19 protein-coding genes are annotated in these 26,410 nt (G+C 72.7%); 14 read left to right on the top strand and 5 right to left on the bottom strand.

Annotated features, from left to right (window positions below):
- Positions 1-87: 87 nt before the first annotated feature.
- The 9 genes from F4562_RS22190 to F4562_RS22230 all read left to right on the top strand — a co-directional run bounded on the left by F4562_RS22190 (position 88) and on the right by F4562_RS22230 (position 12,453).
- Positions 88-558, top strand: coding sequence for a hypothetical protein (locus F4562_RS22190; RefSeq protein WP_184545815.1), 471 nt, complete (start codon positions 88-90; stop codon positions 556-558).
- Complete coding sequence (locus F4562_RS22195) at positions 555-1,793, top strand: DUF6395 domain-containing protein (RefSeq protein WP_184545813.1); 1,239 nt, start codon at positions 555-557, stop codon at positions 1,791-1,793. The genes F4562_RS22190 and F4562_RS22195 overlap by 4 nt, the downstream gene beginning before the upstream one ends.
- Positions 1,794-1,904: 111 nt before the next feature.
- On the top strand, positions 1,905-3,581 hold the full coding sequence (locus F4562_RS22200; protein WP_311734197.1) for a flavin monoamine oxidase family protein: 1,677 nt from the start codon (positions 1,905-1,907) through the stop codon (positions 3,579-3,581).
- 52 nt (positions 3,582-3,633) lie between these two features.
- Entirely contained in the window at positions 3,634-4,155 is a 522-nt protein-coding gene (locus tag F4562_RS22205) for a YbaK/EbsC family protein (protein WP_184545811.1), read from the top strand.
- 130 nt (positions 4,156-4,285) lie between these two features.
- On the top strand, positions 4,286-6,646 hold the full coding sequence (locus F4562_RS22210) for a serine/threonine-protein kinase (protein ID WP_260316081.1): 2,361 nt from the start codon (positions 4,286-4,288) through the stop codon (positions 6,644-6,646).
- Positions 6,643-8,691 (top strand): serine/threonine-protein kinase, encoded by a 2,049-nt coding sequence (locus F4562_RS22215; protein ID WP_184545806.1) that lies wholly within the window; start codon positions 6,643-6,645, stop codon positions 8,689-8,691. Before F4562_RS22210 ends, F4562_RS22215 begins: the two co-directional genes overlap by 4 nt.
- A 154-nt stretch (positions 8,692-8,845) precedes the next feature.
- Positions 8,846-10,363, top strand: coding sequence for a serine/threonine-protein kinase (locus tag F4562_RS35145; protein WP_246473509.1), 1,518 nt, complete (start codon positions 8,846-8,848; stop codon positions 10,361-10,363).
- A 329-nt stretch (positions 10,364-10,692) separates the two neighbouring features.
- Positions 10,693-11,481, top strand: coding sequence for an electron transfer flavoprotein subunit beta/FixA family protein (locus tag F4562_RS22225; RefSeq protein ID WP_184545804.1), 789 nt, complete (start codon positions 10,693-10,695; stop codon positions 11,479-11,481).
- A gap of 18 nt (positions 11,482-11,499) precedes the next feature.
- Positions 11,500-12,453, top strand: a complete 954-nt coding sequence (locus F4562_RS22230) for an electron transfer flavoprotein subunit alpha/FixB family protein (protein ID WP_184545802.1) — start codon at positions 11,500-11,502, stop codon at positions 12,451-12,453.
- Positions 12,454-12,589: 136 nt separating this feature from the next.
- Here the strand turns inward: F4562_RS22230 and F4562_RS22235 are convergent, their stop codons facing one another.
- Positions 12,590-13,789, bottom strand: coding sequence for an MFS transporter (locus F4562_RS22235; RefSeq protein WP_184545799.1), 1,200 nt, complete (start codon positions 13,787-13,789; stop codon positions 12,590-12,592).
- Between the two features lie 178 nt (positions 13,790-13,967).
- Positions 13,968-14,474, bottom strand: coding sequence for a TetR/AcrR family transcriptional regulator (locus F4562_RS22240; protein ID WP_184545797.1), 507 nt, complete (start codon positions 14,472-14,474; stop codon positions 13,968-13,970).
- Positions 14,475-14,585: 111 nt separating this feature from the next.
- Here F4562_RS22240 and F4562_RS22245 point away from each other — a divergent pair, with 111 nt between their 5' ends.
- Entirely contained in the window at positions 14,586-15,749 is a 1,164-nt protein-coding gene (locus F4562_RS22245) for a cysteine desulfurase family protein (protein ID WP_184545795.1), read from the top strand.
- Between the two features lie 222 nt (positions 15,750-15,971).
- On the opposite strand, the gene F4562_RS22250 is transcribed toward F4562_RS22245, so the two are convergent.
- Positions 15,972-17,018, bottom strand: a complete 1,047-nt coding sequence (locus F4562_RS22250) for a DUF695 domain-containing protein (protein ID WP_184545793.1) — start codon at positions 17,016-17,018, stop codon at positions 15,972-15,974.
- Positions 17,019-17,078: 60 nt separating this feature from the next.
- Here F4562_RS22250 and mnmA point away from each other — a divergent pair, with 60 nt between their 5' ends.
- Positions 17,079-18,149 carry a tRNA 2-thiouridine(34) synthase MnmA gene (mnmA, locus tag F4562_RS22255; RefSeq protein ID WP_184545790.1) on the top strand — a complete coding sequence of 357 codons (1,071 nt, stop codon included), beginning with the start codon at positions 17,079-17,081 and terminating at the stop codon, positions 18,147-18,149.
- Positions 18,150-18,240: 91 nt separating this feature from the next.
- Here mnmA and F4562_RS22260 read toward each other — a convergent pair whose 3' ends face one another.
- Positions 18,241-18,882: an MBL fold metallo-hydrolase gene (locus F4562_RS22260; RefSeq protein ID WP_184545788.1), complete on the bottom strand. Its 642-nt coding sequence runs from the start codon at positions 18,880-18,882 to the stop codon at positions 18,241-18,243.
- A gap of 245 nt (positions 18,883-19,127) precedes the next feature.
- On the opposite strand from F4562_RS22260, the gene F4562_RS22265 reads away from it, so the two are divergent.
- The 3 genes from F4562_RS22265 to F4562_RS22275 all read left to right on the top strand — a co-directional run bounded on the left by F4562_RS22265 (position 19,128) and on the right by F4562_RS22275 (position 24,735).
- Positions 19,128-20,135, top strand: a complete 1,008-nt coding sequence (locus F4562_RS22265) for a methionine synthase (protein ID WP_184545786.1) — start codon at positions 19,128-19,130, stop codon at positions 20,133-20,135.
- Between the two features lie 104 nt (positions 20,136-20,239).
- Positions 20,240-22,420 carry an NAD-dependent DNA ligase LigA gene (gene ligA / locus F4562_RS22270; protein ID WP_184545784.1) on the top strand — a complete coding sequence of 727 codons (2,181 nt, stop codon included), beginning with the start codon at positions 20,240-20,242 and terminating at the stop codon, positions 22,418-22,420.
- A 236-nt stretch (positions 22,421-22,656) separates the two neighbouring features.
- Positions 22,657-24,735, top strand: a complete 2,079-nt coding sequence (locus tag F4562_RS22275; RefSeq protein ID WP_184546016.1) for a putative bifunctional diguanylate cyclase/phosphodiesterase — start codon at positions 22,657-22,659, stop codon at positions 24,733-24,735.
- Positions 24,736-24,825: 90 nt separating this feature from the next.
- Here F4562_RS22275 and F4562_RS22280 read toward each other — a convergent pair whose 3' ends face one another.
- A complete protein-coding gene (locus F4562_RS22280) occupies positions 24,826-26,277 on the bottom strand; it encodes an ATP-binding protein (RefSeq protein ID WP_184545782.1) in 1,452 nt (483 codons plus the stop codon).
- Positions 26,278-26,410: the final 133 nt, after the last annotated feature.

The raw sequence follows: 26,410 nt of genomic DNA on the forward strand, positions 1-26,410 counted from the left end.
TGCCCTTCTGGCCGAGGAGGTCGGTTAATACGGAAGGTCAAGATTGATGGGCGACTGCCGGTATGGTGCCGGATTATGGTGCGGCTGTTGAATCGTGCGCTGGTGCCGGCCTCGCTGCGCCGGGCTGTCCTGAGGTGGTTCGACTCCCGGTACATCTCCCGGGCCGACCACCGGCAGGACCTCAAGGACGCGGTCTGGGAGGTGCGGACCCTCTCCCGGGAGGTGCGGGCACTGTCCCGGGAGGTCGCCGCGCTGCGCGCCGAGGTCGGCGAGCTGCGGACCCGGGCGGCCGCCTCAGCGTCCGGAGCCGGGGACCGGGGCGGTGTCACCCCCGAGCGGACGGCGCGCTGGGACGAGGCCCACCGGCTGGCCCGGGAGACCGCGGTCGCACTGGACCAGGTGCTCCAGAACGAGGTGCTGCTCTGGCAGGCGGTCGACCGTGCCGCGCGGACCGGCACCGCCCGGTTCGAGGCGGAGGACTCCGGGCGACCCGGGCCGGGCGGGCTCGGCGGCACCGTGGAACGATCCGGGGCGGGCTCGCCGAGAGGTTCCCGATGAGGGTCTCCTGGAGCGCCGACGCGGGAGTCTGGCACCTGTCCTTCCGGCTCGACCCCGAGGACGACATCACCGGTCTCTGCTCCGACGGGCAACCGCTGAAGCTGGCCACCAACTCCTGCCGGATCGAACTGCCGGGCGTCCCGCGCGACATCCACCCCGACCTGACGGCCCTCGCCGCGTGGACGGTGGTCGCGCCGTGGACCCGGAGCCGGATCACCTTCGACCGGCCGGTCTCGTCCGGGTTCGCCGCGGCGCTCGCCGAGGGCTGGCGGGTGGAGGCGGGCCCCGTCGGCGCCGGTGCACGGTCCGGGTCCAGGCTGGCGATCTCCTACAGCGGCGGCGCCGACTCGGTCGCGGTGGCCGCGATGCTGCCCGACGCGCCGTTCGTGCACTTCCAGCGGGTCTCCCACCCGCGCGTGCCCAACCGCTGGACCCACTACCGCTCGGACGTGCTGGCGGCACTGGCCGAGGAGACCGGCCGCGAGCTGACGATCGTCCGCTCCGACCTGGAGTTCACGCTCGCCGAGCCGCGGCCTGGCTACCCGGAGCACCACGCGGTCGCCGCCGGAGCCCTGCTGATGGCCGACGAACTCGACCTGGGCGGCCTGGCCTTCGGCTACGAGCTGGGCTCGCGCTGGCTGGGCGGGGACCGCTACCTGTTGCGCTACACCCCCGACAATCCGATGTGGGCCCCGCACGGCGCCTGGGGCCGGGCGTTCGCCGCGGCCGGCCTGGATCTCGTGCTGCCGGTGGGCGGGATGAGCGAGGCCGTCACCATGCGGCTCGCGCTCGGCTCCGAGCTGCGCGAGCAGGTCCGCTGGTGCCTGCGCGGGGTGGACGGCGCCTGCGGGACCTGCGGCAAGTGCCTGTACAAGGAGCTGATCCAGGCGGCCGTCGAGCGCCGTCCGCTGCGTACCACGATCACCCCCGACCGCCCGGTCGCCCGCAAGTGGCGGCAGCCGCCGCCGTACGGCGGGCAGGAGATGATCGAGTACGGCTGCGCCAGGGTGCCCGGCATCGAGGACACCGTCTTCGGCGCGGCGGCCGGGTTCCTGAAGGCGACCGAGGAGTCCACCGCCTGGCTGGACCGCTGCTACCCGCCCGCGCTCGGGGAGATCCCCGAGCGGTGGCGCGGGCCGATCCGGGACTTCGTCGAGGCGGAGGTCGGCCTGATGAGTGAGGACGAGGCCCGCCGCGTCGAGACCTGGGGGATCGGGGAGACGGGGACACCGTAGCGGACACGCCGCAGGACACCGGGCAGAGGCGGGGAAGACAGGCGGGGGCACCGCCGCAGACGCACCGGGGGACATCATGGCCCGCGGACCCCTGGCGATAACCTGCGTCCGGTGCCTCTGACGATCTCCGGGGCCCGCGACGACCTCCCCCGACCACCTGTGACGGCCCCGATGAGCGATGACAGCGGCCCCTCCCGCACCGAGCCCCGACCCGCCGAACGCGGGGGAGGGGGTGGCGGGACGCTCACCCGCAGGGCGCTGCTGGTCGGCGTGGGTGCGGCCGGCGGCGCCGGAGCCATGTTCGCGGCCATGGGTGCGCTGGGCCTGGCACCCGAGTCGCAGAAACGTGACTTCGTCCCGCCGCAGCGCTCCGACTTCTCCCTCACCGGCCGCGGCGCGGCCAAGGTCGTCGTCCTCGGCGGTAGCATCGCCGGGCTGACCTGTGCCTACGAGCTGGGAAAGGCCGGGTACGACTGCACCGTGCTGGAGGCGTCCGGCCGGGTGGGGGGCAGGACCATCACGCTCCGCGCCGGAGACCGTCTCGACGAGCTGAACGGTGAGACGCAGACGGCGGGGTTCGAGGAGGGCGTCTACTTCAACGCCGGCGCCGGGCGGATCGCGCAGTGGATGATCACTATGGACTACTGCCGGGAGCTGGGCGTCCCGATCGAGACGTTCGTCAACAACAACGCCTCGGCGTACGTCTACACGCGCGGGATGACCGCCCCGGTCCGGGCACGCACCGCCCGCGCCGACCTGTACGGCTACGTCGCGGAGCTGCTGGCCAAGGCGAGCGACACCCGCGCGCTGGACCGCCGCCTCACCGCGGAGGACCGGGAGCGGCTGGCGGAGTTCCTGCGGCGTTTCGGCGATCTCGGCCCCGACCTGTCCTACCGGGGTTCCGGACGCCGCGGCTTCGAGACCTACCCCGGGGTCGGCGAGGGCGTCCCCCTGGGCACGCCGCCCTCGCTGCGCGAGGTGCTCGCCGCGGGCACCGGCCGGGCGCTCACCATGGACTTCGGTTACGACCAGGCCATGCCCATGTTCCAGCCGGTGGGCGGCATGGACGCCATCGCCGGCGCGCTCGCCGACGCGGTCGGACGCGACCGGATCAGGACGGGCACCCGGGTCACCGGGATCAAGAACCTGCCCGACGGGGTCGAGGTGACCCACCAGGGCGGCACGCTGCGGGCCGACTACTGCATCGCCACCCTCCCGCCCCACCTGCTCGCGCGACTCCCGCACAACCTGGGTGCCCAGGTCACCGCCGCGCTCCGCACGCCCGTCCCGGCGGCGGCGGGCAAGATCGGCCTGGAGTACCGCAGGCGCTGGTGGGAGATCGACGACCGCATCTACGGTGGCGTCACCGAGACGGACCTCGACATCACCCACATCTGGTACCCCTCGCACGGCTACCACTCCCGTACCGGCCTGGTGGTCGGCTACTACAACACCGGGAAGGAGGCCGAGCTGTACGGCGGGCTGTCCCACGCCGACCGCCGCAACCGGGCGCTCACCCAGGGGAAGAAGATCCACGGAGAGAAGTACCGCACGGAGCTGCGGTCCAGTGTGTCGATCGCCTGGCAGCGTCAGCCGCACATCGAGGGCGGCTGGGTGACCTGGCCCTCCCACGACGGCGGTTTCACCCTCCTGCAGCAGTCCGCCGGCCGGGTCTACTTCGCCGGTGACTGGCTCACCCACCTGGTCGCCTGGCAGGCCGGCGCCATGGAGTCCGCCAGGAAGGCGGTCACCGAGCTTCACCGCAGGGTCCTGCAGACGACCTCCTGAGCGTCGCGGTCGTAGAGTCATGGGACGGGAGAGCGGAAGGAGACGGGCGGCGATGGCGATCGGAACGTTGGACTGGGTGGAGGCGGGCGGGCGGCCGGACCTGCTGGCCGCTCCCGTGGCGCGGGCCGTCGCCGGGCTCGACGGGGTCGAGGTGGCCGAGATCGACCCGGGGCTGGCCGACACGGCGGCCTTCTGCGAGCGCTACGGGGTGGCCATGGGCGAGTCGGCCAACTGCGTGATCGTGGCCGCCAAGCGGGCCGGCGAGGTCGGCTACGCCGCGTGCCTGGTGCTCGCCACCATGAGGGCGGACGTCAACGGGATCGTCCGGCGGCACCTGGGCGCCCGGAAGATCTCGTTCGCGCCGCAGGACGACGCGGTCGGGCTGACCGGCATGGAGTACGGCGGGATCACCCCGCTCGGACTGCCCGAGGAGTGGCCGGTGCTCGTGGACGAGGCGGTGGCGGCCCATCCCGGGGTCGTGATCGGCAGCGGCGTCCGCCGCTCCAAGCTGGCCGTGCCGGGCTCCCTGCTGGCCGGGCTGAAGACGGCGCAAGTGCTTCGTCTGGCGAACTGAAGCGTAAATGAGATTAAGTGGAAGGGTAATCGGGAAACCGTCGGGGTTCACTGAACGTTGTTCAGTCAGGAAATATGGCCTGACGGTTCATCTCGCGGGCGGTGTTTAAGCCGATATGGTGCTTCATGCCATGAATCAGGACGACCGATTGGGCCCTTACCGACTGCTCCGGCGGCTCGGCGAGGGGGGTATGGGCGTGGTTCACCTCGCCGTCGACCCGCAGGGCCGGCAGGTGGCGGTCAAGGTTCTCCGCGCCGAGGTGGCAGGCGACGACGTCGCCCGTCGCCGTCTTTCGCGCGAGGTCGAGACGATGCGGCGGGTGCGCAGCGAGCACATCGCCGAGGTCCTCGACGCCGACGTGACCGGCCGTCGCCCCTACATCGTGACCCGGTACGTTCCGGGCCGGCCGCTCGACGAGCTGGTCAAGCAGGATGGGCCGATGGAGCTGCCCGCCCTGCTGCGGGTCGCGCACGGGGTGGCCTCGGCGCTGGCCGCCGTGCACTCCGTCGGGGTCATCCACCGCGACCTCAAGCCCGGCAACGTCCTCATCCTCGACGGCCAGCCCGTCCTCATCGACTTCGGCATCGCGCAGGCCGTCGACGCCACCCGGCTGACCCAGACGGGCATGTTCATCGGCACCCCCGGTTACCTGGCACCCGAGATCATCGAGGGTCAGGAGGCCGGGCCCGAGGTCGACGTGCACGCCTGGGCGGGCACCCTGGTCTTCGCCGCCACCGGCCAGCCGCCCTTCGGCAAGGGCACGCTGGAGATGATCTTCTACAACATCACCGCGGGCAAGGCCAACGTCGACGCCGTTCCGCAGCCGCTCCAGCCGATCCTGCGGGCCGCGCTCCAGCGCGACCCGGCCCGGCGGCCCAAGGCCGCCGAGCTGGCCGCCCAGACCGCCCTGCTGCTGCCCGCCACCCGGCCCCGGGTGCCCGACGAGATCAGCACGGTCCCCCATTTCGACGAGCAGACCCCGGACCCCCGCACCGGTCATGGTCCCGCCGGTCACGGTCCCGCCGTCCGGGCGGCCCCCGGCATCCCCGGTTCGCACGTCCCCGGATCGCGAGGGGGCGGGACGGGTGATCCCGGTGACGTGCCCACCCCGGTGGCCTCCCGGCCGGCGTCCGCGCGGCCGGTCTTCCCGCCTCCGGCGCCGTCACAGGAGCAACAGAAGCCGCAGGAGCAGCAGAGGTACGTCTCGCTGCTCGGCGAGGAGCCCGACCCGGCCGCGACCCGCCGCGTGACGCCCGAGGAGCCCGACCCGGCCGCCACCCGGCGGGTGACGCCCGAGGAACTGCGCAGGCTCGCCGCGACGCAGCGGGCCGCGCACGAGATGCCCACCGGCCTCCTCGGCTCCGACGACGTCCCGACCCGCGCCGCCCCCGGTCAGCCCGTGCCCGGTCAGCCCCTGCCGGGCCGGTTCACGCCGGGCCGGGCCGCACCGGGACACGCCACACCGGGGCACGCCGTGCCGGGTCAGGCCGTGTCCGGTTCCGGCGCGTCCGGCCAGGCGTCCCACGCCCAATCCGGGCCGCGGGCCGCCGACCCGGAGCCGGTCGCCGACGGCGACATCCCCACCCAGCGGGTCCGTCCGCAGGACCTGCAGGAATACGCCCGCAACCAGACCGGGCAGCCTCCGCAACCCCACCGCGGGCAGACCGGTTCCCCTTCCGGGCCGCTCTCCCCGCCCTCCCCGCAGCGGCCGGCCGCGTTCGGGCAGCAGGTGCCCCCGTCGCCTCCGCCGCCCTACCCATATCCGCACTCCCCCTCGCACCAGCGGCAACCGGCGCAGTACCCGCAGGCGCCGCAGTACCCGCAGGCTCCGTCGCAGTCGTCCGGCTCCTCGCCGATCCACCCGGGGCAGCGGCCGGGGCACGCCCTGCAGCGTTCCAGGGCGTACTGGCTGGCGAGCGTGCTGATGCTGGTCATCATGACGATCGTGGCCGTCGCCGCACCGGTGCTCGTCGCCGTGGTGGCCATCCCGGTCGCGGTCCTGCTGCGCGCGGCCGACATCGCCCAGCCGATCCTCAACGCCCGCCGTCCGGCCGGCGCGGCGGCGGCGGACGTCTTCCGCGTGCTCGGTCAGCCGGCCGCGCTGGTGAAGTCGATCGGCATCACGATCGCCCTCGTGCCGTACGCTCTGATCCTCGGGCTGCCGATCACGCTGCTGCTGACCGTGCTGGTCCCCGCCATGCCCGAGACCAACGCGCTGAGCTGGGGCACGGCGGTGGCGATCTGGACCATCTGCGCCGGGCCCGGCGCCGTGGGCCCACGCCATCAGATGCGACGTACGCTGGCATCACTGCTGCCGTCCCGCGTCGCGGCCATGATCTTCGCCGCGGTCCTGGGAGTGGTGGCCGTGTTGTCGCTCTTCCTGGCGGCCGGCACCGTTGGGAAGGACGCCAGGCAGGCCGTATGGACACCGGCCAAGGTCGGAACGGTGGTGCACGAGCTGAGTGACCTACGAAGGAAGGCCACGGGATGACGGGGGACACGCAGGCTCCTGAACGGCTGGGCCCGTACCGGCTGATCAGGAAGATCGGTGAGGGCGGCATGGGCGTCGTCCACCTGGGGCTCGACGAAGAGGGCCGCGAGGTGGCCGTCAAGGTCCTGCACCCGCACGTGGCCGCCGACCTCAAGGCGCGCGACCGGCTCACCCGCGAGGTGGAGACCATGCGGCGCGTGCGCAGCCCGCACGTCGCCGAGGTGGTCGACGCCGAGCTCACGAGCAAGCAGCCCTACATCGTGACCAGGTTCGCCCCGGGCCGCACGCTGGAGGAGATCGTCCTGGAGGACGGCCCGCTCCCGGCGGACCAGGTGATCCGGCTGGCGCGGGGCATGTGCGCGGCGCTGGTGGCGATCCACGCCGCCGACGTCATCCACCGCGACTTCAAACCGTCCAACGTGATGATCGTCAACGGTGATCCGCTGGTCATCGACTTCGGCATCGCGCACCTGGTCAACGCGACCCGGCTGACCCAGACCGGCATGTTCGTCGGCACGCCCGGCTATCTCGCCCCGGAGATCATCCGCGACTCCGAGATCACCCAGGCGGCCGACGTGCACGCGCTGGCCTCGACGGTCTTCTTCGGCGCGACCGGCAAGCCGCCGTTCGGCACGGGGAGCTTCGAGGTCGTCTGCTTCAACATCATGGAGGGCCGGGCCAACATCGACCGGGCCCCCGAGTGGCTGCAGGGCTGGCTCAGGCGTGCCCTCGCCGTCGATCCGGCGGCCCGGCCGACCGCGGTGGAGCTGCACCGGATGGCCCGTGCCCTCGACCCGGCGGTGACGGCCTTCCACGAGACGCCGCAGCCCGGCCCCACCGACGGCGGGACGAGGGTCCTCAACGCCGACGGCACCAAGATCCTGGACGCGCAGGCATCGTCCCCGCCGAACGGCACCCGGGTTCAGGGCTCGCCCCCGCCGCCGAACGGCACCCGGGCGCTGCCGCTGGACGACTCCTTCTCCGACCTGCTCCCGCCCGTCGAGTACGCCAGGCCGGAACGGCCCGAGGCCAGACCCGACCGCAAGCAGGAGCGCAAGGCCGACCGAAAGGCGGACCGCAAGGCCGACCAGCGGTCCGGCCGGGCCGCCTCGTCCGGTTCCGCCGCCCCGCCCAAGGTTGCGTCGCAGCCGCCGCCCTACGTCCCGGCGCCGCTCTCGGCGCAGGCCAGGGTGGCTCCGCCGCCCTACCCCGACCAGCGGGTCGCCGGATACCCGGCCCCGCCGCCGGTCGGCTCGGCCGCGCCGTACCCGCCGCCGCAGAGCCGGGTCCGGCCCTACACCCCGCCCCCGGCGCCGTCGACCGCGGATCGTACCCCGCCCGCGCCGCGGACCCCGCCGCAGGAGCGTTACCGCGCGGGCCAGCCGCTGGCCGGGTTGCTGCTGCTGACGATCCTGGTGGCGCTGGCCTGCGTGCTGCCGGTGATGGTGAGCGCGTTCGCGCTGGTCGCGGCGCTCTGCCTGCGGGTGGGCGAGCACCTCTTCGGTGACCTGGCCGAGCGGCGTTCCATCCGCGGCAACAGCGCCGGCGACCCCCTGCTGGTGGTGCTCGGCACCCCGTGGGCACTGGCCAGGGCGGCGATCGCGACGGCGATCACCGCCCCGCTGGCCGCGATGTTCGGCATGTGCGTCTGGGGTGCCCTGGTCTACATCGGCGGCATGAAGACCGATCCGGCCGCCGCCTACGCGGCCGGGGCGTTCGTGGCCGGCCTGTTCGTGCTGCCCGGCGGCGGCAAGCCGCGCAAGGCGGTCTCCCGCTCGCTGAGCGCGGTGATCCGCAGCCCGGGAGCGGGCATGGTCACCACGATCGTCCTGGGCACGATCGCGTTCTTCGCGGTGATGGCCGCGCTGGGCATGGTCCCCTCCTTCGACCCGTGGCGGCCCCCGTCCGAGGTCGTGGAAGGACTGAAGGATCAGTGGCGCAAGTCGGCGAACGAGGGCGTGATGGGGGCGACCGACCTCATCGGCGGCCTCGTCGACGACCTGGTGACCAGCCTCGGGCTCGGGTTCCTCACGTTCTGGAAGTGACGTCCTCGCCGGCGGAGGCCCGACCACGGACATCCGGGTGCCCGGCCCCGTCGAGATCGCCGGCGACGGCCACCGGCAGGCGTTTTCACGTCCCGTGCCGTGCGAGATCGTCCTGGCTGGGGCACGATGGGGAGGACAGGCCGGAAGGAGTCGCATGGTTGCGCCGGACGGTGAACGTCTCGGGCCGTACCGCCTGCTGTCGAGGCTCGGAGCGGGAGGCTTCGGCGAGGTCCACCTCGGACTCGACCCCGAGGGCCGCACGGTGGCGGTCAAGATCCTGCATCCGCACGTCGCGGCCGACGAGACCGCGCTGACCCGGCTGGCCCGCGAGGTGGAGACCATGCGGCGGGTGCGGGGCCGGCATGTCGCCGAGGTCCTGGACGCCTCGTTGGCCGGGGAGCGGCCCTACCTGGTCACCCGTTACGTCCAGGGCCGCGCGCTGAGCACCGTGGTCGCCGCCGGCGGGCCGCTCCCGGGAGGCGGCCTGGTGCGCGTGGCGCGCGGCCTGGCCGAGGCCCTGGTCGCGATCCACGCCGCCGGGGTGGTCCACCGCGACCTCAAGCCCGCCAATGTGATCCTGACCGACGGTGAGCCGGTCGTCATCGACTTCGGCATCGCCTGCGCGCTCGACTCGCCCTCGGTCACCGCGTCCGGCGCGGTCCTCGGCACCCCCGGTTACCTGGCGCCCGAGGTGCTGGAGGACACCGGCTCCGGCCCGGCGTCCGATGTCTTCTCCTTCGGGGCCACGGTGGCCTTCGCGGCCACCGGCCGGCACCCGTACGGCACGGGTCCGGCTTCGGCGGTCGGTTACCGCGTGGTCCACCACGCCCCCGACCTCGACGGCGTGCCCGAGGGGCTCGAACCGCTGCTGCGGGAGTGCCTGCTGCGGGATCCCGCTGAGAGGCCGGACGCCGCCGCGCTACTGGCGCGACTGGACGGGATTACGCCGGACGGGATCACGCCGGACGGGGCCACGCCGGACGCCCGGCCGGGGTACGGGCGGGCCGGCCCGGTCCTCCGCGTCGCCTTACCGGAGGCCGGCCGGGCATCCGTGGAGTCGTGGGCGTCCGGTCCGGCCGCAGCCGGGGAGCCCGCCGGATCGCACCCGCCCGGCCCGGCCGCCGTCCACGACCCCGCAGGCGCCCGCGGGCCGGGCCCGGCCGTGCGGGAACCCGCGGGGTCGTATTCGCCCGTGCGGGAACCCGCGGGGTCGTACCCGCCCGTGCCGGCCACGCCGGTCGGCGAGCCCATCCCGCCCGCCGACGGCGGTGGTGTGCACGGTCTCACCACCCAGCAGTGGCGGCCCGGGCGGCGTCCGCCCCGGGGGAAGCCCTCCTCGCAGGAGGCGTTCGAGCACCGCCGGGCGGTCCTGCACCGCCGCTGGGTCGTCGGCACCGGCCTGCTGGTCTCCCTGATGGCCGCCACGGCCAGGAACCCGCTGCCCGAGCTGTCGCTGCTGCTGCTGACCGCGTACGGGTCGGCGATGCTCGTCGACGGCGGCGTCGCCCTGTTCGCCCGCCGCGACCGGCGTCGAATGATCATCGATCTCTCCGCCGCGGCGGGGACCGTGGCGCTGTGGGCCGTCCTCGGGACGTTCTTCAGCACGCTCACCCTGGCGCTCGCGCTGGGGACCGTCCTGTTCGTCATCGTGGCGATCCTGGTGGGCAGCTGAGCCCGCGGGGCACGTCCCGGTGAGCGGAACCCGGCCCCCCGGTCCGGAATATAGTTCGGTATGGTGGGAAGGGGAGCCCCGCAGGCACCCCCGGCCGTCGGTACAGGCCACTCCAGCCGATGGTTTGCTCCTAAGCTACCCGTGGGTAACATGAATCCCGGGAGGCCGGGCCGGGTGTGTACCGACCGGGCCACCCGCTGTCACACGGCCCTCGGGCACCTGGCAGTCTTGGCAGCACGTGCACGTGCCCCGCGTGCGCGTACCGAGCATCCGGCGCCGGCCGCAACGACGCGGCGGCGTACGCGAACACGGGAGGTCGGCCACCGGCCATGAACATTGTCGTCTGCGTGAAGCAGGTCCCCGACACGGAGACCGAGCGCAAGCTGAGGTCCGATGACAAGACGATCAACCGTGACGCCGACGGCGTCATCAACGAACTGTGCGAGTACGCGGTCGAGGACGCGCTCAGGCTGAAGGAGGCCCACGGCGGTGAGGTGACCGTCCTCACCATGGGCCCCGACAAGGCGAGCGACACGATCCGCAAGGCCCTGGCCATGGGCGCCGACAAGGCCGTCCACCTGGTCGACGACGCCCTGCACGGCTCGGACGCCCTGGGCACCTCCTACGCCCTGGCGCAGGTGCTCAAGAAGATCGGGTTCGACCTGGTCGTGCTGGGGTCGGAGTCGACCGACGCCCGCACCGGCGTCCTGGCCGCCATGCTGGCCGAGCGGCTCGGCGTCCCCCAGCTCACCTTCGCCAAGAAGATCCAGGTCACCGACAAGGGGACCATCGGCATCGAGCGGGTCACCGACTACGGCTACGACAGGGTCGAGGCCACGCTGCCCGCCGTCGTCTCCGTGGTCGAGAAGGCCGACGCGAGCGAGAAGCCGCGGTACCCGAAGTTCAAGGACATCATGGCCGCGAAGAAGAAGCCGGTGGAGAAGCTCGGCATCGCCGACGCCGACATCGACCCCGCCCAGATCGGCCTGGCCGCCTCCTGGAGCGAGGTCGTCGACTTCGACGTCGCCCCGCCGCGCGCGGCCGGCACGATCGTCAGGGACGAGGGCGACGGCGGCGTGAAGATCGCCGAATTCCTCGCGTCGAAGAAGTTCGTCTGAGAACGGGGGTTAACTGACATGTCTGAGATTCTCGTTCTGGTGGAACACGTCGAGGGCCAGGTCAAGAAGGTCACGCTGGAGCTGCTGACGCTGGCCAGGAAGCTCGGCACGCCGTCGGCCGTCTGGGCGGGCGCCGGCTACTCGCCCGAGGCCAAGGCCAGGCTCACCGAGCACGGCGCGGAGAAGATCTACGTCGCCGACTCCGCCGAGATCGCCGACCACCTCGTCGCCCCCAAGGCCGAGCTGCTGGCCCAGCTGGTCGCGGAGAAGTCCCCGGCCGCGGTGCTCGTCGCCGCCACCGCCGAGGCCAAGGAGGTCGCGGGCCGCCTCGCCATCAAGACCGACTCCGGTGTGCTCACCGACGCCGTGGGCATCCAGGACGGCCTGGTCGCCGAGCAGTCCATCTTCGGCGGCGGGGTGAACGTCCGCTCGCGCGTGACCAAGGGCACCCCGATCATCGCGGTCCGCCCGAACTCCACGCCGGTCGAGGCCGCCGCGGGTGCGGGTACGGAGGAGCAGGTCTCCGTCACCCTCTCCGACGCGGCCAGGAGCGCCCGGATCGTCGAGCGGGTCAAGGAGGAGAAGGGCGCCCGTCCGGAGCTCACCGAGGCCGCGATCGTGGTCTCCGGCGGCCGGGGCGTGGGCTCGCCCGAGAAGTTCGCGGTCATCGAGGAACTGGCCGACACCCTCGGCGCGGCGGTCGGTGCCTCCCGCGCCGTCACCGACGCCGGCTGGTACCCCCACGAGTTCCAGGTCGGCCAGACCGGCAAGACCGTCTCGCCGCAGCTCTACCTCGCGGCGGGAATCTCGGGCGCCATCCAGCACCGGGCCGGCATGCAGACCGCCAAGACGATCGTCGCCATCGACAAGAGGGACGACGCGCCGATCTTCGACTTCGTCGACTTCGGGGTCGTGGGCGACCTGCACACTGTCGTCCCGCAGCTCATCGACGAGATCAAGAAGCGTAAGTGACCCGCCCCGGGCCGTGACGCAAGGACGGCGCCGCACGACATGTGCGGCGCCGTCCTTTTTCTGGCTTCACCCAGGTTTCTGGCTTCACCGGGGCCGGTTTCCCGAACCCCGACCGGAACCCCGCCGGGGCTGCCGGTCAGGCGGCCATCGACAGCTCGGGCTCCGCCGCCCTGGCCGGGGTGGTGACCGTACGGGCGCGGGGCAGGAACCGGGCGATCACCGCGACCGCGACGCTGAGCACGACGGCGATGGCGAGCCCGGCCCGCAGCGTGGCCAGGTCGGCGAGGAAACCGATGACCACCGGTCCGAGCAGCAGGCCCGCGTAGCCCATCGCGCCGGTCTGGGCGACGGCCGGACCCGGGTTTGCGGTCGCGCCGCCGGCCAGGGAGAGGGCCGTCGGGGAGACCGTCGAGACGGCGACGCCCACGAACAGCATGGCCGACAGGGCCACCGTGGTCGTCGGAGCCGTGATGACCACGCCGAAGGTGACGGCGGTGGCCAGCCCCGAGGCGGCGATCATGCCGCGGGCGCCGAAACGGGCCCGGACACGGTCACCGGCGAGACGGCCGGCGAGCATGCCCACCTCGAAGATCGGGTAGCCGAGGGCGGCCACCGCCTCCGAGGCGCCGAGCACGTCACGCAGGTACAGGCCGTTCCAGTCGGCCACCGTGCCCTCGACCATGAACGCGCAGAAGGCGATCACGCCGAGCAGGTAGACCACCGGCGGCATCCGGCGCGCCGTGGCCGTCGCGCGGCCGTCGTGGCTCGCGGGCGCCGCCGGGTCGGGCAGGTAGGTGCGGCTGAGGAGGACCACCACGGGGAGCGAGACCAGGGCGATCAGGGTCAGGTGGACCGTGACCGGCAGTCCGGCCGCGATCGCGGCGGTGCCCAGCAGGCCGGCGGCGATCGCACCCACGCACCAGCCGGCGTGCATGCCGCTCATCAGCGGGCGGCCGTAGGCACGCTCGACGGCCGAGCCCTGGGCGTTCATCGCGACGTCCACCGAGCCGAACGCCATGCCGAACAGGGTGCTGGCCACCAGCAACAGCGGGAACGTCGGCGCCGCGGCCAGCAGGGCCAGCGTGACGGCCGTCAGGGGGGCGGCGACCCGCAGGATGCTCCGGCTGCCGAAGCGCGTCATCACCACGCGCATCGACTGCATGGCGACGAGCGCCCCCAGCCCCCACACGAGGAGGGTGAGGCCGATCGAAGCCTCGGACAGGCCGAGCTTGTCGGAGAGTGCTGGAACACGTACGGTCATCGATCCGCACATCAATCCGGCGAGCACGAAGGTGAGAACCGCTCCGGTTCGAGCCGTCCTCAGGTCGCGGGTCATTACTCCATCCCTTCAATGAATGTTTTCGGTGATTACCGAGAGGGCACACTGAATGCGGTCGCTTTCGCGCATGCGGAAGCGACCACCAAACGTGTGAGATGAGGGCGCCCGGGAGATCGGGCGTGTGGTTGCGGTCGGCCGCCGTCCGGGCCGGAGGGACCGCCCGTCGAGGGGGTCGCTAACCGGGCAGCAGGGCGAGCAGACGCGTTTTCAGTTTGGCGTAGCGCTCGTCGTCGTAGAGGCCGGGGTCGTGGGTCGCCACGTCCCACAGTCCTTCGCAGGCCAGGCGCACGATCTGCGCCGCCCCCGGGTCGGGCTCACGGTCGAGCCCCTCGCGATGCCAACGGGCCATCGCCTCACGCAGCGGCGCCAACAGGTAGGTGTTGCCGGAGGCTCCGGTGACCACCGCCCAGCGACGCAGCCGGCCGCTCTGCACGGCGGCGAAGGTGGCCGCGAGATAGTTCTTGGTGTAGGTCTCCTGGCCCTGGGCCTCGATGAGCTCGTCGAACTCCTCGATCAGCCGCTCGACCATGCCCTTGATGAGGGCTTCCTTGGTGTTGAAGTGGTAGAGGAGGCCGCCCTTGCTGCATCCCGCACGTTCGGCGACGGCCGTCAGGGTGAGCGCCGCGGAGCCCTGGTCGCACAGCAGGTCCTCTGCTGCGTCCAGCAACTCCTCGCGTCTCATGCCGATTACTGTACCGTCCGGACGGTACAGTCGTCAACCGGGGGTGAGGCGCCCCCAAGGCGCGGATACCCTAAAGAGGCCGAAAAAAGAGCTGGGGAGGGGAGTGCGGCCGTGAAGTCCGCCTATCTCGATCACGCGGCGACCACGCCGATGCTTCCCGAGGCCATCGAGGCGATGACAGCTCAACTCGGCCGGGTCGGCAACGCGTCCTCGCTGCACGCGGCCGGCCGCCGTACCCGCCAGGTGGTGGAGGAGGCGCGCGAGACCATCGCCACCGCGCTCGGTGCCCGGCCGAGCGAGGTGGTCTTCACCTCCGGCGGCACCGAGGCCGACAACCTCGCCGTCAAGGGCCTGTACTGGGCCCGCCGTGCCCGAGGCGCCACCCGTATCCTGACCAGCGCGGTCGAGCACCACGCCGCTCTCGACCCGGCGCACTGGCTGGCCGACCACCAGGAGGCCGTCGTCGAGCTGCTCCCGGTCGACGAACTGGGGCGGGTGCACCCGCGGACCCTCCGCGAGGCCGTCGAACGCGATCCGGACGGCGTCGCGCTGGTCAGCGTCATGTGGGCCAACAACGAGGTCGGCACCGTTCAGCCGGTCCGGGAGCTGGCGGCCATCGCCCGCGAGCACGGCATCCCGTTCCACAGCGACGCGGTCCAGGCCGTCGGCCAGCTCCCCGTCACCTTCGCCGACTCGGGGGTCGACGCGCTGACGATCTCCGGCCACAAGATCGGCGGCCCGATGGGGGTCGGCGCGCTCCTGCTGGCCCGGGGCGTCGACCCGGTGCCGGTGCTGCACGGCGGCGGCCAGGAGCGCGACGTGCGCTCCGGCACCCTCGACGCCCCCGCCGTCGCCGGCTTCGCCGTGGCGGTGCAGGCCGCGGTGGCCCGGCAGGCCGAGACCGCGGCCCGGCTGACCGGGCTCCGCGACGACCTGATCCGCAGGGTCCGCCAGGCGGTGCCCGACGTGATCCTCAACGGTGATCCGGCCGACCGGCTGCCGGGCAACGCGCACTTCTCCTTCCCCGGCTGCGAGGGCGACGCCCTGCTCATGCTCCTGGACGCCAAGGGCGTGGAGTGCTCGACCGGTTCGGCCTGCTCCGCGGGGGTGGCCCAACCCTCCCACGTCCTGCTCGCCATGGGCGCCGACGCGGTCCGGGCACGCGGCTCGCTGCGCTTCACCCTCGGCCACACCTCCACCGAGGAGGACGTCGACCGGCTCGCCGACGTCATCGGCCATGTCGTGGAGCGGGCCCGCCGCGCCGGGCTCACCTGACCCCACCGTCGAATACCGCCGAATCCCGTCGAATCCCGCCGAATACCGCCGCGCCGGGAGGCGCGGCGTTCAGCACAGGGAAGCGGCGGCGTCCGGGCCGCGGAAGTCATGGTCCTCAGGTCCTGGAAGACACGGCGGCGTCCTGGCCGTGGAAGACACGGCCCGGACACGGCCCTCAGGCCCCGGAAGGCGCGGCGGCGTTCAGGAGGGACGCGGCGTCTCTCAGGACAGGAAGGGGGCGACGGCGGCCCAGCCGGGGTCGGCGGCCACGTCGACCCGGGGCCGCCCCTCCTTCCAGCCCGCGACGAGCTTCTCGGCGTGGACGGCCGCCCTGCCCTCCGGGTCGGCGTAGACGTGCAGCACCCGCCGGCCCTCGGCGCTCAGGTGCGCGGCGAGGACGCCGCCGCCGTCCGGGCCGCCGATCCGCCCGGCCAGCCGCTCCTCGAAGTCGCGCAACGCCTCCAGCGAGGGGCCGGTGGGCAGGCCCTCGGCGTCGTGGTGCGCGTACGGGAGGGTGATGGCGATGTGCTGGTCGAACACCGGGTAGTCCACCGGACGCAACGGGTGACGGGCGGCGGCGACCAGGCGGGCGCCACCCGCGGTCTCACCCTCCAGCAGCGCCCACTGGTCGTCCCCGTAGCCGGAGGCGAGGTCGGCGACCACCCCGGGCAGGTGCACGGCGGGCACGGCGTCCATCGGCTCGATCGCGACGGCCGAGACGTCGCCCACCCAGCGGGCCACCTCGTCCTCGCCGAGCAGCCGGTCGAGGGCGAGCAGCGCGGCCTCGACACGGGTCTCCTCCGGAAGGAGAGTGAAGATCGGGTGGTAGGCGACCACGTCCACGCGCGGGTTGCCGCGCGGGACGCGCAACCCCAGCGTGAGCTCGCCGAGCGTGAACCCGTAGCCGTCCACGTCGACCGTCAGCGTCGTGGCCCGCGGATCGGCCCGCCGCGACGGGTGGAACTCCCAGAGCCGGTCGGCGGGCGGCGCGGCGGCGGCCCAGCGGTGCGCGACGGCGCGCAGCTCCGGATCACCCGCGCAGGTGACCACGAGGGCGTGGTCGGCCCGCAGCCCCGGGGTGATCTCCCACACCAGCGAGGGGTGGACCGCCGTCACCGCGGGGCCGATCAGCTCGGCCTGCCGCCCGGTCTCGCCGGCGGTCACCGCGGCGTCCAGCTCCGGCCGCGCCTCGGCCCACCACGCCCAGAAACGTTCGATCGCGGGGGCGGGGTCGGCGGGAGATTCGCTCTTGCGCCCGAACAGTCGCATGGCCCCGGATTCTCGCAGCCCGACGAGGCGCCCGCGAACGCGGGTACGCTCAGAGGTGTTATGAGTCTTCGTGTGCTTGCCGCCATGTCCGGCGGCGTCGACTCCGCCGTGGCGGCGGCCCGTGCCGCCGAGGCGGGTCACGACGTCACCGGCGTCCACCTGGCCCTCTCCGCCAACCCCCAGTCCTACCGGACCGGCGCCCGCGGGTGCTGCACGCTCGAAGACTCGCGTGACGCCCGCAGGGCCGCCGACGTCATCGGCATCCCCTTCTACGTCTGGGACATGGCCGAGCGGTTCCACCACGACGTCGTCGAGGACTTCGTCAACGAGTACGCCGCCGGACGCACCCCCAACCCGTGCCTGCGCTGCAACGAGAAGATCAAGTTCGAGGCGGTGCTCGACCGGGCCCTCGCCCTCGGCTTCGACGCGGTCGTCACCGGGCACCACGCGCGCCTCGTCGACGGCGTGCTCCGCCGCAGTCCCGACGAGGGCAAGGACCAGTCCTACGTCCTCGGCGTGCTCACCAGGCAGCAGCTCGGGCACGCCATGTTCCCGCTGGGCGACTCCACCAAGGCGCAGGTCCGCGAGGAGGCCGCCCGGCGCGGGCTGATGGTCGCCGACAAGCCCGACAGCCACGACATCTGTTTCATCGCCGACGGCGACACCCGCGGCTTCCTGGCCGACCGCCTCGGTGCGACCCCCGGCCCGATCGTCGACGAGTCGGGCGAGGTCGTCGGCGCCCACGAGGGTGCCTACGGCTTCACCGTCGGCCAGCGCAAGGGCCTGCGGATCGACCGTCCCGCCGCCGACGGCCGCCCGCGTTACGTGCTGTCCATCGAGCCGGTCTCCAACACGGTCACCGTCGGCCCGCGCACGTCCTTGCAGGTCGACACCATCGTCGCGACCCGGCCGGTGTGGAACGGCCCGGTGGGCGAGCCGCGCGGGCCGCTGGCGTGCACGGTGCAGCTGCGTGCCCACGGAGAGGTGTACGACTGCCACGCGCAGGTCTCCGGCGACGAGCTCCACATCGAGCTGGGCACCCCCGCGACGGGGGTCGCCCCCGGTCAGGCGGCCGTGCTGTACCTCGGCGACACCGTGATCGGCTCCGCCACGATCACCAAGGCCGCCTGACCCCGTTCCCGGGCCGCGGCGCACGGGGTCCGTGGCACCGGGTTCTCCGGGCCGGGAGCCCGGGGCCGGTGCCCCGGGGCCGCAGAGGGGCTCAGGGGAGGGTCACCGACTCGCCGGGCGCGAGGCGGCGCATCTCCGCCTTCTGCTTGCCGGCCTCCATCTCCAGCCACCTGTCGACCAGGCCGAGCCCGATGTCGTTGAGCAGCCCGTCGTGGGTGGAGAACGCACGGGCGGGGCGGATCTCGCGGAGATACTCGATCATCTCGTACGCCTTCAGCCACGGCGCGTTGGTCGGCACCAGGAGCGTGGGCACCTCGACCCCCGGCGGGGTGAGCGCGTCACCCGGGTAGAAGACCTCCTCGTCCACCAGGAAGCCGACGTTGCTCACGATCGGCATGTCCGGGTGGTTCGGGGCGTGCCACTCGCCGACGGTCCGTACCGCGAAGCCGGCGGTCTCGAAGGAGTCGCCGTCGCGCACCACCCGAATCGTGGCCGGGACGTCCGGCAGGGTGGCCGCGACGCTCTCGTTGGTCCAGATCTCCAGCGCCGGGTCGGCCTCGGCCGCGCGGCGCAGCCGGTCGGCCTCCACGTGGTCGAAGTGCTCGTGGGTGATGAGAACGGCCCGGGCCCCGTCCAGCGCGGACTCCTCGCTGAAGGAGCCGGGGTCGATCACCAGGACGGAGTCGCCCTTCTCCAGGCGTACACAGGCGTGTCCGAATTTCGTGAGTTTCACCGTCCCAGGCTATTTCCCGTCGCCGCGGCGGCCGGGGACGGGTGGCGCTCCGGAATGCGGCCGGTGCGTTCCCCGTCCCGTGACGGGTTCCCGTGCCGGGGGACGGGCACCGGGAACCGGAGGGCTCGCCGGGGCCCGGGACGGGGCCGGGTGGTCCTAAGCTGTCCTCCGGACATGGGGGCGGGGGCGGGCCGTCGGCGCGACGGCGACCGCCCGCGTCCCGACACGCGGAACCAGGAGCAGGCATGAGCGGCAGGTACCCATGGGGTGAGGCGACCTCGACCGGCGTCGGGTCGCACCCGGGAGAAGACCACGCGGAGGCGATCAGGGTCGTCCTGGGGGAGTCGCCCCGGCTGCCGTACCTGCCGGAGCTGCCGGCCCGCGGCGTCGGCGCCGACATGGCCGGACGCACCGCGTCGCTCCTGCTGGACCTGCCCGTGGAGGTCCAGCCGTCCGGGTGGCGGTTCACCGACCGGCCGGGGCGTGACCTCAAGCGCGCCCGCGACCACCTCAGGCGGGATCTCGACGCGCTGGAGGAGGCCGCCCAGGGTTACGAGGGCCCCTTCAAGGTGCAGGTGTGCGGGCCGTGGACGCTCGCCGGGATGATCGAGCTCAGGCACGGCGACAAGACCCTCGCCGACCCGGGGGCGGTGCGCGACCTGGTGGAGTCGCTGGCCGAGGGGGTCGCCGCGCACGTCACCGAGGTGCGCCGCAGGCTGCCGGGCGTCTCGGAGATCGTGCTCCAGGTCGACGAGCCCGGCCTGCCCGGGGTGCTCGCCGGCACGGTGCCCACCGCCTCCGGGTTCGGCCGGCTGTCCGCCGTCGACGCCCAGCTCGCCGCCGAACGGCTGGGGGCGGTGTTCCCCGGGGGCGTGTTCCCGGTGGTGCACTGCTGCGCTCCGGGCGTCCCCTTCGGCGTCCTGCGCAGGGCGGGCGCCGCGGGGATCTCGCTGGACGCCTCCCTGCTGCGGCGGCGGGACGAGGACACGATCGGCGAGGCCGTCGAGGCCGGCACGGCGCTGCTGATGGGGGTCGTGCCCGGCGTGGACGCCCGGCTGCCCGACGTCGGCGTGATCGCCGCTCCCGCCGTCGAGCTCTGGCGCCGCCTCGGTCTCCGCGCCGCCACCCTGGCGGCGCAGGTGGTCCTCACCCCCGCGTGCGGCCTGGCCGGGGCCTCGCCCGCCTACGCCAGGGCGGCCCTGGCCGCCTGCGGCAAGGCCGCCCGCGTGCTGCGGGAGGATCCCGGCGAGTGACGTCGCGGGGGCTCTCCCGTCTCCGGATGAGGCCGGGCAACATTGTCGGTGACCGGCGATAACGTTGCCCTGTTCTTCGAGGGAAAAAGGGGGAGAGCCAGGCGATGAGCGCTGAGGTCGAGGGTGTGCCGGTGGTGGCGCTGGAGCGGCACGCGGAGCTGACCGAGCTGGTCGACGAGGCCAACTGGCGCTACTACGTGCTCGACTCGCCCACCGCGAGCGACGCGCAGTACGACGCGTGGATGCGTGAGCTGCGCGAGCTGGAGGAGGCGAACCCGACCCTCCGCACGCCCGACTCGCCCACCCAGAAGGTCGGCGCGCCGATCTCCAGCGAGTTCGCCCCGGTGGCGCACCTGCAGCGCATGGAGAGCCTCGACAACGCCTTCGACACCGACGACCTGGCCTCCTGGCAGGCGCGGGCCGAGCGGCTGGCCGAGCGCGACCCCGCCCCTTACCTGTGCGAGCTGAAGATCGACGGCCTGGCCGTCTCGCTGGTCTACGAGAAGGGCCGGCTGGTGCGGGGCGCGACCCGCGGCGACGGCCGGGTCGGCGACGACGTGACGGCCAACGTGCGCACGATCGCCAACGTGCCGCACCGCCTGACCGGTGACGACGTGCCCGATCTGGTGGAGGTCCGCGGCGAGGTCTACATCCCGGTCGAGGAGTTCAGGAAGCTCAACGAGCAGCTGGTCGGGGCGGGCAAGGCGCCGTTCGCCAACCCGCGCAACTCGGCCGCCGGCTCGCTCCGGCAGAAGGACCCGCGGATCACCGCGCAGCGCCCGCTGCGCATGATCGTCCACGGGGTCGGCAGGTGGGAGGGCAGCGCCGAGCCCCGTGCCCAGTCGGAGATCTACGACCGGCTCAGGGGGCTGGGCCTGCCCGTCAGCGACCTGTACCGCGTCGTCGACGACCTCGACGGCATCAACGCCTTCATCGAGTTCTACCGCGAGCACCGCCACGACCCCCCCTACGAGATCGACGGGGTCGTGGTCAAGGTCGACCGCATCGAGCTCCAGCGCAACCTGGGCTCCACCAGCCGCGCGCCGCGCTGGGCGATCGCCTACAAATACCCCCCGGAGGAGGTCAACACCAAGCTCCTCGACATCCAGGTGGGGGTCGGCCGCACCGGCCGCGTGACGCCGTACGGCGTCATGGAGCCCATCGTGGTGGCCGGGTCGACGGTCGAGCGCGCCACGCTGCACAACGCCTCCGAGGTCGCCCGCAAGGGCGTGCTGATCGGCGACACCGTGGTGCTGCGCAAGGCGGGTGACGTCATCCCCGAGATCGTCGGGCCGGTGGCCGACCTGCGCGACGGCACCGAGCGGCCGTTCGTGATGCCCACCCGCTGCCCCGAGTGCGACACCGAGCTGGCCTACGAGAAGGAGGGCGACGCCGACCTGCGCTGCCCCAACACCAGGGCGTGCCCGGCCCAGCTCCGTGAGCGCATCTACTTCGCGGCGGGGCGAAGGGCGTTCGACGTCGAGGGCCTGGGATACGTGGCGGCCACCGCGCTGACCCAGCCGCTGCCGCCGCAGGAGCCTCCGGTCCGCACCGAGGCCGACCTGTTCGACCTGACGATCGACCGGCTGCTGCCGATCAGGTCGGTGGTGCGCGACCTCGACACCGGCCTGCCCAAGACCGACCCGGAGACCGGCGAGCCCAGGGTCGTCACCTTCTTCGCCAACCAGAGCGGCGAGCCGAGCAAGAACGCGGAGAAGATGCTGGAGGAGCTGGAGAAGGCCAAGAGCCAGCCGGTCTGGCGGGTGCTGGTGGCGCTGTCCATCCGGCACGTCGGCCCCCCCACGGCCCAGGCCGTCGCCGCCGAGTTCCGTTCGATCCCCGCGATCGCGAACGCCTCGGAGGAGGAGCTGGCCGCCGTCGAGGGCGTCGGCCCGCGGGTGGCCGCGGCGATCCGCGACTGGTTCGAGGTCGACTGGCACCGGGAGATCATCCGCCGGTGGGAGGCCGCGGGCGTCCGGATGGTCGACGACCCGCCGGCCGAGCAGCTCCCGCAGACCCTCGCAGGCCTGACCTTCGTGGTGACCGGCACCCTGGCGGGGTTCACCCGCGACGAGGCCGGTGCCGCGCTGGCGAGCCGGGGCGGCAAGGTCTCCGGCTCGGTGTCGAAGAAGACCTCGTTCGTGGTGGTGGGAGAGAACGCCGGGTCCAAGTTCGACAAGGCGGTCAAGCTCGGGGTGCCGATCCTCGACGAGGAGGGCCTGCGGGTGCTGTTGGCGGAGGGGCCCGAGGCTGCGGCCGAGGTCACCGTCAAGCCTGAAGAGTAGCGATCCGCCGGGGGAGGGGCCCGGGGGCACGGTCAAGCCCGAGGAGTGGCGATCGGCCGGGGCCCACGGTGGCGGCCGAGGTCAGGGCCGTGCCCCGAGGAGCCGCGACCGGTTCCGCGCGCCGCCCCGCCATGGCGGGCCGCAAATCAGTCGTGACGGAACGTGCGCAACCGGTTTCGCGAAGTGGCTCGTAGGCCGTACTCTCCCATAGTGAACTAATGGGGGTTTTGTTACTCATGGCCGACCCAACCGACACCCGCGACACCGGACCGCGCGTCGGATCGCCCCTGTGGGCGTATCTCACCGCCGTCACCACGATCGGGTTCACGGTGCTCGTCGTGTCCCAGCTGCGCATCGGCGCGGTCGAGGCCACCGAGCTCGTCCGCAGCCCGCTGTTCTGGATACTCGCCGTCCTGATCGTGCTGGGCGAGTTGCGGCCGGTGCTGCTGTCGTCGTCCACGACGGTCGGCGGCACGTACCCGTCGACCATGTTCACCTTCGCCGCGCTGCTCCACTACGGGCTGCCGGTCGCCGTCCTGCTTCAGGCGGCCGCCATGCTGGTCAACGCGGCGGTCACCCGCAGGGCCTGGCACCGCCTGATGTTCAACATCGCGCAGGTGACCCTGGCGAACGCCGCCGCGGGGGTCGTCGTCGGCCTGTCCGGTGTCCGGCCCGCCTCCGCGGGCTGGGTGCCGACCGGCTCCGATCTGCCGGTGATCGGGCTGGCCGGGCTGGCGTACTTCACGGTCCGGGCGTTGCTGGTCTCCGGCGCGGTGTCGCTGCACGAACGCAGGTCGATCCACCGGGTGATCAAGACCACGATCGGCCACCAGAGTCTCGTCTACGCGGGGCTGCTCGGCCTGGCTCCGCTGGTCGTCGTGGTGATGAACCACTCGCCCGCGCTCGTGCCGCTGTTCGTGGCGCCGCTGCTGGCGGTCTACTTCACCGCCACCATGTCGGTCCGCCGCGACCACCAGGCGATGCACGACGGGCTGACCGGGTTGCCCAACCGCAAGATGCTCGTGGTCCGCACCGAGGAGGCGCTCGCCGAGACCCGGGAGGGTGAGCGGGTCGGGCTGTTCCTGCTCGACCTCGACCGGTTCAAGGAGATCAACGACACCCTCGGGCACCCGGTGGGCGACCGGCTGCTGCAGATGGTGGCCCACCGCCTCACCCACAGCGTGCGGCCGGGTGACGTGGTGGCGCGGCTCGGCGGCGACGAGTTCGCCGTGCTGCTCCCCTCGGTCAGGAACGCCGCGGCGGCCCGGGAGGTGGCCGCCCGCCTGCGCGTCGCGATCACCGAGCCGGTCCGCCTGGAGGGGATGAGCTTCGACCTGGACGCCTCGTTCGGCATCGCGCTCTACCCCGACCACGCACCCGACTTCGAGATGCTCCTGCAGCGCTCCGACGTGGCGATGTACCTGGCGAAGGAGGGCCGCACCGGGGTCGAGATGTACGCGGCGGACAAGGACCGCAACAGCCCCGAACGGCTCAGCCTCCTGGGGGATCTGCGCAAGGCCATCGACTGCTCCGAACTGCGGCTGCACTACCAGCCCAAACTCGACCTGGCCGTGGGCCAGGTGCGCGGGGTGGAGGCGCTGCTGCGCTGGAGCCACCCGGAGCGGGGGATGATCTCCCCGGCGGAGTTCGTGCCGATGGCCGAGCAGTCGTACCTGATGCGTCACCTCACCAAGTACGTCATCGACACCGCCCTGGAGCAGGCGGCCCAGTGGTGGCACACCGGCCTGCACGAGCAGATCTCCGTCAACGTCTCGGCCCGTGACCTGCTCGACTCGGCGCTGTACGACCAGCTCCGGGCGGGGCTGGCGCGCTACCGGCTGCCGCCCAAGGCGATCCAGCTGGAGGTGACCGAGCGCATCCTGATGACCGACCAGGCGTACACCGCCGACGCCATCCGGGCCCTGGCCTCGCTGGGCGTGCCGCTCGCGCTGGACGACTTCGGCACCGGCTACTCCTCGCTGGTCCGCCTGCAACGCCTGCCGGTCGCCGAGGTCAAGATCGATGCCTCGTTCGTCCGCCGGATCGGCGAGTCCAAGGACGACGAGCGCATCGTCCGCTCGATCGTCGACCTGGTCCGCTCCCTGGGGCTGCGCTCGGTCGCCGAGGGCGTCGAGTCGGCCGAGGTCGCCACCCACCTGGCCGCCATGGGGTGTGACCTGGGCCAGGGCTGGCTGTTCGCCGAGCCGATGTCCGCCGCCGACGCCACCGCCTGGCTCCGCAAGCACCGTTCCGCGGCCAAGGGCGACTTCGGGGTCCTCCGCCCCGCCGAGGTCCTCGACGCGCAGACGGCCTGAGCGGCACCCCCGGGCCGGAGCCCCGGGGGTACCCCAGGTCGGCGTCCCGGAGTGGCACCGGCCGTCGTACGGGTCCGCCCCGGGCCGTCCTCATCCTGACCGGGTGATCTCTCCGCGGGAGCCTCCCCAGCTCCAGCCCCGGATCAGGTCTTCGGGGCCGTACGCGGCGGCGAGCCCGGAGCAGGAGACCTCGCTGCGCGATACCGCGATGAGCGGGGTCGGCTCGTCCGTCATCGCGGCCCGGTGCCTGGCCAGCGCGGAGAGGTCACGGTCGTCGAATGCCGCGTCGTCGAGCCACTTGATCGACCCCAGGAAGCACAGCCTTCGGGCGATCGGCCCTCGATCTGCGCCTACGATGTCGATCTCCACGTCGTTGCTCCTGGTCCAATACGAGCCGATCGCAGGCGCCTCGGTGAGTTTTCCGTCCGGAAGCAGCCGGGCCAGTGATTCGCGTACCAGGGGTTCGACGGCCTGTCCCCGCCAACTGCTCCACTGCGAGACGATCCGCCGCAGGGTGAGGTCTCCCCGGCGGCGCTCCACCTCCGGCATGTGGGGGCCGAGGAAACGGAGCCAGAAACGCAGGTAGGGGTCGGTCACCCGGTACCTGCGCTCCTTCGAGGGACGGGTGGACAGCGGCAGCTCACCGGTCACGATCCCCTTCGAGATCAGCAGGTCGGCGGCCCTGGACAGGGTGCTGTGCGAGATCCCGCCGGCGCTGCGGGCGATGTTGGTGAACGTGCGCTCGCCGCTGCCGATCGCCCGCAGCACCTCGCCCGCCTGGGTCGTGGCGGGGAACTCGGCGGCGAGGGACCGTTCCGCGGACACCAGGAGGGCCGACACCGGATTGGCCAACGCGCCACGCAGGTACTCCCAGAGGGAGGCCCCGCGCGGCCACTCGCCGCAGACGAGGGGGAGTCCCCCGGTGACGAGGGCCGCGTCGAACGCGTCAGCGGCCGTGAGCCGCAGCATTTGCCGGATCTCGTACGGGTTGAGCGGTCCGACGACCATCTCGGTGCCGCGCTGGTGGAAGGGGCGCTCGTAGCTGTTCAGCGCCTCCATCATGGACAGGTCGGATCCGATGAGGACGAGCAGGACCGGCTTGCGGCTCAAGAACCGGTCCCAGGCGCGCTGGAGCAGCCCTTCGAAGGCGTCGACCCGGTCCATGAGGTAGGGAACCTCGTCGATCACCACGATGGAGGGGCGGTCGCCGGGAAGGGCGTCCGCCAGCAGCTGCAGGGCTCCGTTCCAGGTGTCCGGCGCGGTCTCCGCGAACACGCCTCGGTTCGGCAGGTCGGAGGCCGCGACGTCCGTCATGAATTGGTGGAGTTCGGTGCGGGAGTCGGCCCGTGCCGAGGTGTAGAACAGCGACGGCAGCCCGCTGCGGCCGACGAACTTCTCCGCCAGTGCCGACTTGCCGATCCGTCTGCGGCCTCTGACCAGCACGCACCGTCCGGGCCGCCCGGAGGAGGCTTCCGCCCGGACGCGGTCGAGCAGCGAGGCGAGTGTCGCAAGCTCATGTTCCCTGCCGATGAACTCGCCCATGCGGACCCCCGGAGTCCGGTCGATGAAGATACTGTCGGCGTCGATACTATCGATGGCGATAGTATCGCGAGGGCGGACGCGGGTCTCGAAGCCGGTGCTCCCTCCGCCTCACGGGCGTGTGCTCCACATGATC

Source organism: Streptosporangium becharense, from assembly GCF_014204985.1.
GTDB lineage: Bacteria > Actinomycetota > Actinomycetes > Streptosporangiales > Streptosporangiaceae > Streptosporangium > Streptosporangium becharense.

What these genes read in the sequence shown, in the direction of transcription:
- F4562_RS22195 (WP_184545813.1), top strand. Translation starts at nt 555, where the DNA reads ATGAGGGTCTCCTGGAGCGCCGACGCGGGAGTCTGGCACCTGTCCTTC.
- F4562_RS22205 (WP_184545811.1), top strand. Translation starts at nt 3,634, where the DNA reads ATGGCGATCGGAACGTTGGACTGGGTGGAGGCGGGCGGGCGGCCGGAC.
- F4562_RS22210 (WP_260316081.1), top strand. Translation starts at nt 4,286, where the DNA reads ATGAATCAGGACGACCGATTGGGCCCTTACCGACTGCTCCGGCGGCTC.
- F4562_RS22215 (WP_184545806.1), top strand. Translation starts at nt 6,643, where the DNA reads ATGACGGGGGACACGCAGGCTCCTGAACGGCTGGGCCCGTACCGGCTG.
- F4562_RS35145 (WP_246473509.1), top strand. Translation starts at nt 8,846, where the DNA reads ATGGTTGCGCCGGACGGTGAACGTCTCGGGCCGTACCGCCTGCTGTCG.
- F4562_RS22225 (WP_184545804.1), top strand. Translation starts at nt 10,693, where the DNA reads ATGAACATTGTCGTCTGCGTGAAGCAGGTCCCCGACACGGAGACCGAG.
- F4562_RS22230 (WP_184545802.1), top strand. Translation starts at nt 11,500, where the DNA reads ATGTCTGAGATTCTCGTTCTGGTGGAACACGTCGAGGGCCAGGTCAAG.
- F4562_RS22235 (WP_184545799.1), bottom strand. Translation starts at nt 13,789, where the DNA reads ATGACCCGCGACCTGAGGACGGCTCGAACCGGAGCGGTTCTCACCTTC.
- F4562_RS22240 (WP_184545797.1), bottom strand. Translation starts at nt 14,474, where the DNA reads ATGAGACGCGAGGAGTTGCTGGACGCAGCAGAGGACCTGCTGTGCGAC.
- F4562_RS22250 (WP_184545793.1), bottom strand. Translation starts at nt 17,018, where the DNA reads ATGCGACTGTTCGGGCGCAAGAGCGAATCTCCCGCCGACCCCGCCCCC.
- mnmA (WP_184545790.1), top strand. Translation starts at nt 17,079, where the DNA reads ATGAGTCTTCGTGTGCTTGCCGCCATGTCCGGCGGCGTCGACTCCGCC.
- F4562_RS22265 (WP_184545786.1), top strand. Translation starts at nt 19,128, where the DNA reads ATGAGCGGCAGGTACCCATGGGGTGAGGCGACCTCGACCGGCGTCGGG.
- ligA (WP_184545784.1), top strand. Translation starts at nt 20,240, where the DNA reads ATGAGCGCTGAGGTCGAGGGTGTGCCGGTGGTGGCGCTGGAGCGGCAC.
- F4562_RS22275 (WP_184546016.1), top strand. Translation starts at nt 22,657, where the DNA reads ATGGCCGACCCAACCGACACCCGCGACACCGGACCGCGCGTCGGATCG.
- F4562_RS22280 (WP_184545782.1), bottom strand. Translation starts at nt 26,277, where the DNA reads ATGGGCGAGTTCATCGGCAGGGAACATGAGCTTGCGACACTCGCCTCG.